Origin of the sequence: Pseudomonas sp. BNK-45 (genome assembly GCF_047456255.1) — a bacterium.
Lineage (GTDB): Bacteria > Pseudomonadota > Gammaproteobacteria > Pseudomonadales > Pseudomonadaceae > Aquipseudomonas.
In genome coordinates, this window is record NZ_CP179909.1 from 2,412,282 (window position 1) to 2,423,344 (window position 11,063).

Below are 11,063 nucleotides of genomic sequence, written 5' to 3' on the forward strand. Positions count from 1 at the left end.
TCATGCGAACGTGCCGTCGTGCTGTAACTATTTTGGCTCTCAGTCTCACGCCGCTAGCGGCGTGGTCTGCGGTTCCTGTGGTCGATAACAACTCCGGCTATAACAATAGCGGGAGCAGTTATCCGCCAGCGGGTTATGGCACGAACGGCGCCTATGCCGGGGGAGGGGTTTCGACCCCTGTCTCGGCACAGGGCGAGCTGTTCCAGCAACTGCAGCAAATGCAGGAGCAGATCGCACGGCAACAAGGTGTGATCGAAGTTCTGCAAAATGATGTAGCGCGCATGAAGCAAGAGAGCCTGGAGCGTTACCAGGATCTTGATCGGCGCATAGGAAGCGGTGTTGCACCTGCCGCGTCTCCTGAGAATTCTTCAGCCGGTGGCGATAGCAGTGCCGCCGGTGCCGCAGCCGGAGCTGCTGCTCCAGCACCCGCGGCCAGTAGCGAACCGGGTGATCCGGCCAAGGAAAAGCTCTACTACGATGCTGCCTTCGACCTGATCAAGGCCAAGGACTTCGACAAGGCCAGCCAGGCCTTCTCGGCTTTCCTGCGCAAGTACCCCAACAGCCAGTACGCCGGCAATGCCCAGTACTGGTTGGGAGAAGTGAACCTGGCCAAGGGCGATCTGCAAGGTGCAGGTCAGGCGTTCGCCAAGGTTTCCCAGCTGTACCCCAAGCATGCCAAGGTGCCGGACTCGCTGTACAAGCTGGCTGACGTAGAGCGTCGCCTGGGTCATACCGACCGGGTCAAAGGCATTCTGCAGCAGGTGGTGGCCCAGTATCCGGGCACTTCCGCCGCTCAGTTGGCACAACGGGATCTGCAACGCATGTAAGCGTGTTGGCAGCCGTTACAAGAAACCCGCGCTTGTCGCGGGTTTTTTCGTTAGAATTCACCCCCTTTTTTGAAACACGCTTCCTGGGATCTGCGCGATGGCGGGGTTCCTTGAAGTGCCTGACGGAGGCGGACAGCCTGTTTAGCTGTTACGCCCGTGGCGACTATGCAAGACACATTGAGAATTACCGAAGTTTTCTACTCGTTGCAGGGGGAAACTCGGACTGCCGGGCTGCCCACGGTTTTCGTGCGCCTGACCGGATGTCCGTTGCGTTGCCAATACTGCGACAGCGCCTACGCCTTCAGCGGCGGCACCCAGCGTACCCTCGACAGCCTGCTGGAGCAGGTTGCCGGTTTCCGTCCGCGTTATGTCTGTGTCACCGGCGGCGAGCCGTTGGCGCAACCTAATGCCATTCCCTTGCTCAAGCAGCTGTGCGATGCCGGCTATGAAGTCTCTCTGGAGACCAGTGGCGCGCTGGATATTTCCGAGGTGGATCAGCGCGTTAGCCGGGTCCTTGACCTCAAGACTCCAGGCTCCAAGGAAGCTCATCGCAATCGCTACGAGAACATCGAGCTGCTGACGGCCAACGACCAGGTCAAGTTTGTCATCTGTTCCCGTGAGGACTACGACTGGGCAGTGTCCAAACTGATCCAGTACGGTCTTGAGCGACGTGCCGGCGAAGTACTGTTCTCTCCCAGCCACCATGATCTCAGCGCACGGGATCTGGCCGACTGGATCGTGGCGGACAACCTGCCGGTGCGACTGCAACTGCAGCTGCATAAATACCTTTGGAATGATGAGCCGGGGCGCTGAAATGACTGAGCAAGCACAGAATCAATCGTCGACCGAGAAGCGTGCAGTGATCCTGCTTTCCGGTGGACTGGACTCGGCCACGGTAGTGGCCATGGCCCGCGCCGAAGGCTACCGCTGCTACACCATGAGCTTCGATTATGGCCAGCGCCATCGGGCCGAACTGCACGCTGCCGAGCGCGTGGCGCGGGATCTGGGCGTGGTGGAGCACAAGGTGATCGGCCTGAATCTCAATGGCATTGGCGGATCGGCCCTGACCGACAGTTCCATTGATGTGCCCGAGGCTCCCGGTGAGGGGATTCCGGTGACTTACGTGCCGGCACGCAACACCGTGTTTCTGTCCCTGGCTCTGGGCTGGGCGGAAGTTCTACAAGCGCGGGATATCTTCATCGGCGTCAATGCGGTGGATTATTCCGGATATCCAGATTGCCGCCCCGAGTTCGTCGAAGCCTTCGAGCGCATGGCCAACCTGGCCACCAAGGCCGGTGTCGAAGGGCAGGGCTTCCGGATCCAGGCGCCCCTGCAGAACCTCAGCAAGGCCGAAATCATCAAGGCCGGTGTGGGTTTGGGAGTCGATTATGGCCTGACGGTTTCCTGCTATCAGGCGGACGACAACGGCCGTGCATGTGGCAAATGCGACAGCTGCCGTCTGCGTGCAGAAGGTTTCGACGCGGCCGGTGTCAGCGATCCAACGGTTTATTTTTGATTTTTTTCATTTAGGGTGTTGAATTCCCGTTAGAAATCAGTATTATACGCGCCACCACACAGCGGGTCGTTAGCTCAGTTGGTAGAGCAGTTGGCTTTTAACCAATTGGTCGTAGGTTCGAATCCCACACGACCCACCATATTTTGGCGGTTTAGAAAATCCGGAAGGCCCACGAAAGTGAGGATTTCCGGGTTTTTTTTTGCCTGCAATAAACCCGGGCGTGGGGGCATCAAAGCTCGATGCGCTCTGGAAGGCTATCAATGACCTGCGACAGCTGCTCGTCTTGCGGCTCGTCCTGCGGGGGGGGTGTACGGTGTGCCTGGCGGTATTCGCTGGGGGTGCAACCGGTGAACTGCTTGAAGGCCCGGGCGAAATAGGAAGGATCCTTGAAACCGACCTCATAGCCGATGCTGGTGACGGGCATCTGGCTGTTGTCCAGGAGTTCCTTGGCGCAATCCATACGCTTGCTCAGGATGTAGTCCATGAAGCCCAGGCCATTCACTTCCTTGAACAGGCGGCTGAAGCGGAATGTCGTCATGCCGCAGCGCTTGGCCAGTTCCTTTTGATCGATGCTGTCGCGAAAGTGTTGGTCGATATACAGCAGCACGTTGTTCAGGGCCTGATGTTTCTGGTGTTCTGCGGTCAAGCGGATGCTATCCGGCAAGGACGGGCCATGCTCGACCAGCAACGTCTTGTTGCTAGCGCCAGAGTGGCGACGCAGCTCGCAGAGCTGCCTCAGGGCATGCATGAAGCGTTCGGTTTCCGGGCCGGTCAGGGGCAGCACCATGTACTCCCAGACCCGCGAGCGCATCGCCCAGATGGCAAGCTCTTCTGAGTGCTGCACGGTGAACATGGCGATGGGAACGGAGGGGGCCTTGCGTTTGATCTCCAGCAGCAGGTTGAGGCCCGGCATGTCGGGGCGGTCATAGTGCATGCAGATCATGTCCGGCGTCGGCAGCGCATCCATCGCGGAAACATTGGCCCCCTTGGCCAGGCGACAGTCACAGGCTGAACGAAAATGCCCGATCAGCTCTTCAGCGGATCGGTTGCGAGTGAGATCAAACCATAGCAGGCATGGTTTCTTGATCGCCTCGGGTTTCATTGCCTTGTTCCTTTCAGCGGTCACGCCGCCTCTATCTGAGGTCGGGCATCGCGCGCGTCGATGAATGTCGGGAATAGTGCTTCGTCACCACATGACGATGACGGAGACAAGTCTCCGTGTATTGAAGATCAGGTGTGTTCATAGTTGCTCCTTAGCCTTTCGATTCTGTGCCGGGTGTGTGCGTGGGAATATTTTTTCTAATTAATCACCGCAAAAAAGTCCTAGTTATCGACAATAAACTCCTAACCCTCACTGTTGCCCCTGACTAGCATTCCTTCAGGCGGTGGACCAACTAACCGCTTGAAGTACAGTCCTTAAATGAGGTGGCAAGATGAATCTGAAATCAATCAAAACCTCGGTTACGGCGTTCATCAGGGACGAAGATGGCTTGACCATAGTGGAATATGCAGTGGCTGGCGGGTTGATAACCCTTGGAGCCGTTGCTGCGTTTGTAACCCTGGGCGGCAACGTCAGTACCGCCATTACCAGTCTGGGATGCGCAGTACAGGGCAAGACCTGTTGATCCAAGTGGTTGCGCTGGGGGCTCAGTCCTGTACTGGAGCGGTTCATTGGCTCTGTGTCGCCAGCGTAGCTGGGCCAGACGCCGGGGAGCGATCTTCGTCAGGCTGAGGTCCAGCATGTAGTAGGGATCGGTATGCATATGCAGTGTGCCTGGTTCCTGGCTGTAATCCTGATCGATCCCGAGTAACCGTACGGCGCTGGGCAAGCGCTGTTCGAGTCAGACCCGGCCCGCAGTTTTTCTTCCCTGTCCAGCAGTATCGCTGCTGTGCCGCCTGTCCGAAGATCTAATCCTGATATACAAAAGCCAGCTTAGTTCGTTCTGCACCATGCGCCATTCGGTGACCGTGGTGCCGAGCGCTGTTTTCGTTCGGCAGGGCCGTACCAGGATCGATTTTTCAACGACTGAGAATGCGTGGTCGTGTTGTTTGTGAATTGTTCCCTACTCAAACTTTTACTGGCTGATCAGGTCGTTGGCCCTGTGTTTAGTTGTTTTTTTTTAGTTGCAATAAAGTCCTAGCGATCAGCAAAAAACTCCTAACCCCCTCAATCTCCTAATGACTAAGGTTTGCCCAGGTAGTGCGAAAAGTGCTGCTCTTGAAGTCAATCACTTGAGTGAGGCAAACAAAATGAAACTGCAATCGATCAAGACCTCGGTGCTGAAGTTCATCAAAGACGAAGACGGCCTGACCATCGTGGAATATGCGGTGGCGGGCGGGTTGATCACGCTGGGGGCTGTCGCCGCGTTCATCACCCTGGGCACCAACGTGAAAACAGCCATCACCAGCCTGGGCTGCGCCGTCCAAGGCAAGACCTGCTAGTAGCGCCAACTCCACAGAGGATTGCGGTCATGGACAAGGAGCCGTTTGTTGCTGTGGCGCTGCTGCTGGGGCTGTTGAGTGTGGCGGTGGTGGGCGATCTGCGCCGCCACCGCATTCCCAACGTGCTGATCTTGCTCGGAGTCTGCCTGGGGCTGGTTGGACAGGCTTACTCCGCAGGTTTAACCGGGTTGGGACACGGATTGCTAGGCCTGCTGATTGGTTTTGCGGTGTTTCTCCCGATGTATGTCTTTGGGGGGATGGCCGCCGGAGACGTCAAGCTGATGGCCATGGTCGGTACTTTTCTGACTCCGCAGGGGGCCTTGTGGGCTGCGTTCTTCAGCCTGATTGCCGGTGGCTTGTGTGGCGTATTGATCGTGCTGGTACGTGGCCAGGCCCAGCAGACCGTGGGGCGTTACTGGCTGATGCTCCGAGCCAGGGCTTACTTCGCGCCTGCAGCCGATGAAGTGGCAGGCAAGCCATTTCCTTACTCGATTGCAGTACTGCTCGGCACGTTGATCAGCATTTTCTGGTTGCCATTCAGTCACTAGTTCAGGAGAGCACCATGTACGCCATGAGTAATAGCCGTGTGTCCTCCTCTGAACGGGAAGCGGTGCAGCGGCTGGCCCCACAGCCATGCACGATTCTTGAAACCGGGCTGGCGGACAACTTTCTCGGCGATCTGGTGTGCAAACATCTTTACGACGCTGGTGTACTGGACATGTCGCGACTGGTGGAACGCCTGGCGCTGACCGGAGCCGTACTGGAAGAGGTGCTCACCTTCCTGCGCAAGGACCGCCGTGTCGAGATACTCGGCCAGGCGCCTGGCCAGACATTGCGCTACGGGCTGACGGAGCGTGGCCGTGCTGCCGCGCGTGATGCCCTGGCGCGCAGCGGCTACATCGGCGCCGCACCTTTTCCGGTGAGTGCCTATCGCTCCCTGATCAAGATCCAGACCATTCACCATGGCCGTATCAGCGCGCACGACATGCATCGTTCCTTTGGTGCGATGGTGCTCGCTCAGGACATGCTCGACCAACTGGGCGTCGCCTTGAACTCCGGGCGCGCCATCATGATTTACGGGCCGGCGGGCACCGGCAAGACTTATGTCAGCAGCCGACTGATCCGTCTGTTTTCCGAATCCATCTGGGTACCGCACGCCATTGCGATCAATGAGGCGGTGATCGAGATCTTCGATCCCCAGGTGCATCGGCGCCTGGATGACGATGAACAGCAGAACAGTCTGTTGCTCAATGAAGGGATCGACCGCCGGCTGCTGCACTGCGAGCGCCCGCTGATCATCACGGGCGGCGAGTTGACCATGGAGCAACTGGACGTCCACTACGACCCCTTCACCCGCCTGTACCAGGCGCCCCTGCAGCTCAAGGCCAGCAACGGCTTGTTCATCATCGACGACATGGGGCGCCAGCGCATGGCCCCGGCGGAATTGTTGAACCGCTGGATTGTGCCGATGGAAGAGAAACGTGACTTCCTCAACCTTGGCGGTGGGCGGCACTGTGAATTGCCCTTCGACCTGATCCTGGTGTTTTCCACCAACATCAATCCCCTGGAGCTGGCGGACGAAGCGTTTCTGCGGCGCATCGGCTACAAGCTGCAGTTCGGTTATCTGAAGCCCGAGGAATACCGGCGCATCTGGATCCAGGAGACCGAGCGGCTGGGCGTTCCTTACGATCCTCAGGTGCTTGGTTATGTGCTCAAGGAACTCTATGGCGCAGAAAACATGCCCTTGGTGCCTTGCCACCCCCGCGACCTGTTGAACATGGCACTCGACCGCCAGCGCTATCTGGGCGGCTCCGGTCCGCTGTCGACCCGGGAGCTGGAGTGGGCGTGGCGCAACTACTTCGTCCAGCTCGACTTTCTTGGATAAGGAGACACTCCCATGAGCTCTCGCACATTCACCCTTATTGCCTTGTCCCTGATCCTGGGGTTGGGCGCGGCATGGATGGCCAACAACTGGCTCAATGCACGGCTCAATGTCGGTCCCGACGACAACCAGCGCAACGTGGTGGTGGCCACTGTCGAGATCGCCTTCGGGCAGATGGTCGAGGCCCAGCAGGTGGGAGTGGTGCGCATGCCCAAGGATGCGGTTCCGGACGATGCCTTTGACTCCACCGACAAGGTGGTGGGCAAGATCGCCACCTTCTCCATGCTGCGTGGCGACATCCTGCGCGCTGCGCGCCTGGCCGAGCACCTGGGGGGCAGCACCCTGGCCTCGCTGATCGAGCCGGACAAACGTGCCATATCGGTCCGGGTGGACGATGTGGTCGGCGTCGGCGGGTTCCTGCTCCCGGGCAATCGGGTCGATGTCCTGGCCACTCGCCAGACCGGCAACGATGGCAATGCCGAATCCAAGACCATTCTGGAGGACCTGCGGGTACTGGCCGTGGACCAGACAGCCAGTACCGACAAGACCCAGCCGGTGGTGGTGCGTGCAGTGACCCTGGAGATGACGCCGCTTCAGGCGGAAGTGCTGGTCAAGGGCATGACGGCAGGCAAGCTGCAACTGGCCCTGCGCAATCCACTGGATAACAACAAGCGGCCTTTGCCTGTCGAGCCAGTAGCCATGGCTCAGGAAGCGCCGGCGCCCGTAGTGAGCAAGCCGCTCGTGCATCGGCACGCGAGCCCTGAGGCCGCGGGTATCACGGTAATTCGCGGTGTCGAGGTCAATGTCATCAAGGCTCTGTAGGCGGTTCGGGCTGGACTGGGGCAGAGCGAGAAGGGGAGGGCTTGAAGATGAAATCGTGTATCCGGCAGCCGCTCACCGCGTTTCCGTCCAGTCAGCGCGGGGCAATGATCATCCTGGTGGTGATCGCCATGGCCTCGCTCCTGTTGATGGGCGCCCTGGCACTGGACGGCAGCCATATGCTGCTGAACAAGACGCGGCTGCAAAATGCAGTGGACGCGGCGGCGCTGAGTGGCGCCAAGACCCTGAGCATGGTGCCGGGCGTGACCGGTGCCGCAAGCCTGACCCAGACAGCGGCGTTGGCCACCTTGACCCTCAATGCCAACGCATCCGGCAACCAGGAGCTGGCTAAGGCCATCGGCGGCAACGCGTCGGGGTTCGCCAAGGTCGAACTGGCCTCCAGCGTGTATGGACCTTTCTCTTTCCCCGGGCCGGCCAATGCCAGCTATGTCCGGGTCACGGTAACCAACTATCCCTTGAGCAGTTTTTTCTGGGGCGTGTTCCAGGCCTTGGGCAATGGCGGCAGCAAGTCGGTGGCGGCCGTGGCCACCGCGGGCCCGAGCCCGACCAGCCCGTGCGACCTGACGCCGTTGATGGTGTGCGGCGACCCCAGCAAGAACAACCCGGCCACCGGCATGTTCTGGGGGTTCAAGTTCGGTGATCTGCAGGTGCTGAAAACCGCGGCCAACAACAACTCGGCAATCGGCCCCGGGAATTTTCAACTGCTGGACTTCGGCTCCGGGGGCAATACGGTCAGGCAGGGCTTGGCGGGCGGGATCAATCAGTGCAACAGCGTGGGTTCCACCGTCCTGACCAAGCCGGGCAACACCGTGGGGCCATCCGCCCAGGGGCTCAACACCCGCTTCAACCAATACAGCGGCGGCCTCAGTGCGTCGGACTATCCACCGGACCTGGTGATTGCCGTCAACGCCAAGTCGCTGACCTACACCGGCTCTCCGGCGCAGATCCAGTACAACGGGCAAGCGGTCACTTCGAGCAACGGCAATCTGTCCACGCCCAGTGGCGCTTTGTATGGCTACAACAATTGGGTTCAGGCCTCGGCCGGCTGTGTCGCCGGCACCGGCGGAGGTTGCCAGAGCAACGGCGTGTTCGAGCGGCGGATCCTGAAGGTCGTGATTGGCAACTGTTCGGGCAAGAACGACGGCGCCTCGTCCATCCCGGTGCTCGGTTTCGGTTGCTACTTCGTGCTGCAGCCCGAGGCGCAACAGGGCAATTCGGCGCAGATCTTCGGTCAGTTCGTCAGTCAATGCGAAGGCGATAACGTGCCGGGCCCCAATCCCGCGAACACTTCCGGGCCGCAGATCATCCAGTTGTACAAGACCTACATCGACAACAACCAGACACCGAGTACCGACTCGTAGGAGGTCGTGATGGGACGCAGTGGATACAGACTACCGACTGCCCAGCGCGGCATGGCGATGGTGGAACTGGCGATTACCCTGCCGCTGCTGGCGTTGCTGATGCTGACCTTCGGTGAATTCGGGCGCATGTTGTTCCAGTACAACAGCCTGATGCAGGCCAGCCGTGACGCCGGGCGCTTTGCTGCCGCCCAGGCCTGGAACGCCACCCTTGGCACGGTCAGCCTGAGTTCTTCGCTGATCTCCCAGACCCAGAATGTTGCCGTTTACGGTGTCCCTGCCAATCCCAATGGCTACCCCCCCGTGGTTTCCGGCCTGACCACCGGCAATGTGCAGGTCAGCACGGTCGGGACCGACCATGTCCAGGTCAGCATCAGCTACACCTTCGTGCCGGTGATCGGCAGCGCGCTGCCTGCTCTGTACGGCAGCAGCGTGCCGCTGGGCCTGGCGTTGACCTCGACTATCGTGATGAGGGCCTTGTGATGAACGTCCGGCACATGCGTGGGGTGTATATCGTCGAATTTGCCATTGCCAGCCTGGTGCTGTTCACCCTGCTGTTCGGTGCCCTGGAAGTCGGCCGGCTGTACTTCACCGTCAACACCCTGAATGAAACGGTACGCCGCGGCGCGCGCCTGGCGGCGGTGTGCGACATCAAGGACCCGGTCATTCTGCGGCGGGCGATGTTCAACTCGGCGACCAATAGCGGAGCCAGCAGCCTGATCGCCAGCCTCACCAGTGCCAATCTGAACCTGGTCTACCTGGATGCAAACGGCGCGGTGGTCGCCAACCCCAACGACCTCACCAGCAGCAATGGATTTATCGCCATCCGCTACGTCCGGCTGGAGGTGTCGAATTTCAGTTTCAACTTGCTGATCCCCGGGTTTGGCGGGGCGTTCATTTTGCCGATGTTCAAGTCCACCGTGCCGCGCGAAAGCCTGGGTCGACAGCCTGATGCGACGGTCAACCCGGAGATCACACCATGCTAAGTACCCGAGCAGCCCCCGCCACCCCTGCGGCTGACAGATCCGGCATGCGCCTGCTGATCAGTGGGCGGGATGCGCCGGCCCTGAGTCATCTGAAAGCCCTGTGCTCGAAACTGCCCGGCCTGCAGGTCAGCACGCGCCTGGTGAGCAACGGTCATACCGATCCGTTGTACGGGTTGGAACAGATGCCGGACTTCCTGTTGTTGAGGGTCAGCCACCTGTGGCGCGAGGAACTGGCGGCGCTGTTGCTGCATCCGGTGAAGGAGCGTCCGCCTCTTCTGGTCTGTGGGCCGTTGGACGAGCGTGAAGGCATGCGACTGGCGATGCAGGCTGGAGCCCGTGACTTTCTGCCGGAGCCGGTCGCCGCCGAAGAGTTGCAGGCGGCCCTGGGCCGTATGGTGATGGAGGCCCATGCGGAGCAGGGGGCAGGGGGCAAGTTGATTGCGGTGATGAATGCCAAGGGCGGGTCGGGCGCTTCCATGCTGGCCTGCAATCTGGCTCATCAGCTCAGCGTGCGGGGGGGGCGAACCCTGCTGCTGGACCTGGACCTGCAGTTTGGCAGCGTGACCCACTGTTTCGATGTCATGCCGACACACAGTCATGTGGAGGTGCTGCAGCAGGTCGAGACCCTGGACGGCATTGCCTTGCGCGGCTATTGCAGCCATTTCAGCCCCACCCTGCATGTGCTGGGAGGGCGTACCGGGGAACTGTTCCTGGCGCAGGACATCCGCATTGAACAGCTCGAAGGTTTGTTGCGCCTGGCGCGCAGCACCTATGACTGGGTGGTGGTGGATCTGCCGCGGCAGATCGACCATCTCACCGGCATCACCCTGGAGCATGCCGATCACGTCTTCATCGTGCTGCAGCAGAGCCTCAGCCACCTGAAGGACGGCACCCACCTGTTGCGCATTCTGCGCGACGACCTGGGGGTGCAGAACAACCGACTGCAGGTGGTGGTGAATCGCTACGACAAGTCCTCGGCCGTCAGCCTCAAGGACATTGCCGAGGCATTGCGCTGCACCGATCTGCACAAGCTGCCCAACGACTATGCGGTGGTTGGCGAGAGCCAGAACACCGGCGTGCCACTGGAGCTGCACGCGCCGCGTGCCGGCATCACCACGGCCCTGCGCGAGTTGAGTCAGCGCCTGATCGGTATCCAGGCCGAGGAGCAGGGCCTGCTCAAACGTACTTTCAGCCGTCTGTTCGGAGGGTAAG

13 protein-coding genes and 1 tRNA gene are annotated in these 11,063 nt (G+C 60.1%); 13 read left to right on the forward strand and 1 reads right to left on the reverse strand.

The genetic code is table 11. The features are described 5' to 3' along the window. Window positions 1-2: 2 nt before the first annotated feature. From ybgF to ACMGG8_RS11300, 4 genes are all read left to right on the forward strand, one after another. Window positions 3-827, forward strand: a complete 825-nt coding sequence (gene ybgF / locus ACMGG8_RS11285) for a tol-pal system protein YbgF (protein WP_060840720.1) — start codon at window positions 3-5, stop codon at window positions 825-827. A gap of 165 nt (window positions 828-992) precedes the next feature. After that, window positions 993-1,640 (forward strand): 7-carboxy-7-deazaguanine synthase QueE, encoded by a 648-nt coding sequence (gene queE, locus ACMGG8_RS11290; protein WP_016963208.1) that lies wholly within the window; start codon window positions 993-995, stop codon window positions 1,638-1,640. A 1-nt stretch (window position 1,641) separates the two neighbouring features. Beyond that, the gene (gene queC, locus ACMGG8_RS11295; protein ID WP_060840719.1) at window positions 1,642-2,343 is read left to right on the forward strand and encodes a 7-cyano-7-deazaguanine synthase QueC; all 702 of its coding nucleotides are present in this window, start codon (window positions 1,642-1,644) and stop codon (window positions 2,341-2,343) included. 63 nt (window positions 2,344-2,406) lie between these two features. Continuing rightward, a tRNA-Lys gene (locus ACMGG8_RS11300) sits at window positions 2,407-2,482 on the forward strand. Between the two features lie 90 nt (window positions 2,483-2,572). Here the strand turns inward: ACMGG8_RS11300 and ACMGG8_RS11305 are convergent. Beyond that, the gene (locus tag ACMGG8_RS11305) at window positions 2,573-3,445 is read right to left on the reverse strand and encodes a response regulator transcription factor (RefSeq protein WP_414159588.1); all 873 of its coding nucleotides are present in this window, start codon (window positions 3,443-3,445) and stop codon (window positions 2,573-2,575) included. A gap of 331 nt (window positions 3,446-3,776) precedes the next feature. Here ACMGG8_RS11305 and ACMGG8_RS11310 point away from each other — a divergent pair, with 331 nt between their 5' ends. From ACMGG8_RS11310 to ACMGG8_RS11350, 9 genes are all read left to right on the forward strand, one after another. After that, window positions 3,777-3,968, forward strand: coding sequence for a Flp family type IVb pilin (locus tag ACMGG8_RS11310; protein WP_060840717.1), 192 nt, complete (start codon window positions 3,777-3,779; stop codon window positions 3,966-3,968). 625 nt (window positions 3,969-4,593) lie between these two features. After that, window positions 4,594-4,785, forward strand: coding sequence for a Flp family type IVb pilin (locus ACMGG8_RS11315; protein ID WP_016967360.1), 192 nt, complete (start codon window positions 4,594-4,596; stop codon window positions 4,783-4,785). A gap of 29 nt (window positions 4,786-4,814) precedes the next feature. After that, the gene (locus ACMGG8_RS11320) at window positions 4,815-5,333 is read left to right on the forward strand and encodes a prepilin peptidase (protein WP_414159589.1); all 519 of its coding nucleotides are present in this window, start codon (window positions 4,815-4,817) and stop codon (window positions 5,331-5,333) included. Between the two features lie 14 nt (window positions 5,334-5,347). Further along, window positions 5,348-6,670, forward strand: coding sequence for an AAA family ATPase (locus ACMGG8_RS11325; RefSeq protein ID WP_060840715.1), 1,323 nt, complete (start codon window positions 5,348-5,350; stop codon window positions 6,668-6,670). Between the two features lie 12 nt (window positions 6,671-6,682). Continuing rightward, on the forward strand, window positions 6,683-7,489 hold the full coding sequence (gene cpaB, locus ACMGG8_RS11330; RefSeq protein ID WP_060840714.1) for a Flp pilus assembly protein CpaB: 807 nt from the start codon (window positions 6,683-6,685) through the stop codon (window positions 7,487-7,489). Between the two features lie 47 nt (window positions 7,490-7,536). Then, on the forward strand, window positions 7,537-8,868 hold the full coding sequence (locus tag ACMGG8_RS11335) for a TadE/TadG family type IV pilus assembly protein (protein ID WP_060840713.1): 1,332 nt from the start codon (window positions 7,537-7,539) through the stop codon (window positions 8,866-8,868). Window positions 8,869-8,877: 9 nt separating this feature from the next. Further along, complete coding sequence (locus tag ACMGG8_RS11340; RefSeq protein ID WP_016967354.1) at window positions 8,878-9,348, forward strand: TadE/TadG family type IV pilus assembly protein; 471 nt, start codon at window positions 8,878-8,880, stop codon at window positions 9,346-9,348. Further along, window positions 9,348-9,851 carry a TadE/TadG family type IV pilus assembly protein gene (locus ACMGG8_RS11345; protein WP_060840712.1) on the forward strand — a complete coding sequence of 168 codons (504 nt, stop codon included), beginning with the start codon at window positions 9,348-9,350 and terminating at the stop codon, window positions 9,849-9,851. The genes ACMGG8_RS11340 and ACMGG8_RS11345 overlap by 1 nt, the downstream gene beginning before the upstream one ends. Further along, window positions 9,845-11,062, forward strand: a complete 1,218-nt coding sequence (locus tag ACMGG8_RS11350; protein WP_060840711.1) for an AAA family ATPase — start codon at window positions 9,845-9,847, stop codon at window positions 11,060-11,062. Before ACMGG8_RS11345 ends, ACMGG8_RS11350 begins: the two co-directional genes overlap by 7 nt. The last annotated feature ends 1 nt before the right edge of the window (window position 11,063 follow it).

Bases quoted from the DNA above. Each gene is read 5' to 3' on its own strand.
- queC (WP_060840719.1), top strand. From the start codon at position 1,642: ATGACTGAGCAAGCACAGAATCAATCGTCGACCGAGAAGCGTGCAGTG.
- ACMGG8_RS11310 (WP_060840717.1), top strand. From the start codon at position 3,777: ATGAATCTGAAATCAATCAAAACCTCGGTTACGGCGTTCATCAGGGAC.
- ACMGG8_RS11350 (WP_060840711.1), top strand. From the start codon at position 9,845: ATGCTAAGTACCCGAGCAGCCCCCGCCACCCCTGCGGCTGACAGATCC.
- ACMGG8_RS11320 (WP_414159589.1), top strand. From the start codon at position 4,815: ATGGACAAGGAGCCGTTTGTTGCTGTGGCGCTGCTGCTGGGGCTGTTG.
- queE (WP_016963208.1), top strand. From the start codon at position 993: ATGCAAGACACATTGAGAATTACCGAAGTTTTCTACTCGTTGCAGGGG.
- ACMGG8_RS11315 (WP_016967360.1), top strand. From the start codon at position 4,594: ATGAAACTGCAATCGATCAAGACCTCGGTGCTGAAGTTCATCAAAGAC.
- ACMGG8_RS11325 (WP_060840715.1), top strand. From the start codon at position 5,348: ATGTACGCCATGAGTAATAGCCGTGTGTCCTCCTCTGAACGGGAAGCG.
- ybgF (WP_060840720.1), top strand. From the start codon at position 3: ATGCGAACGTGCCGTCGTGCTGTAACTATTTTGGCTCTCAGTCTCACG.
- ACMGG8_RS11305 (WP_414159588.1), bottom strand. From the start codon at position 3,445: ATGAAACCCGAGGCGATCAAGAAACCATGCCTGCTATGGTTTGATCTC.
- ACMGG8_RS11340 (WP_016967354.1), top strand. From the start codon at position 8,878: ATGGGACGCAGTGGATACAGACTACCGACTGCCCAGCGCGGCATGGCG.
- ACMGG8_RS11335 (WP_060840713.1), top strand. From the start codon at position 7,537: ATGAAATCGTGTATCCGGCAGCCGCTCACCGCGTTTCCGTCCAGTCAG.
- ACMGG8_RS11345 (WP_060840712.1), top strand. From the start codon at position 9,348: ATGAACGTCCGGCACATGCGTGGGGTGTATATCGTCGAATTTGCCATT.
- cpaB (WP_060840714.1), top strand. From the start codon at position 6,683: ATGAGCTCTCGCACATTCACCCTTATTGCCTTGTCCCTGATCCTGGGG.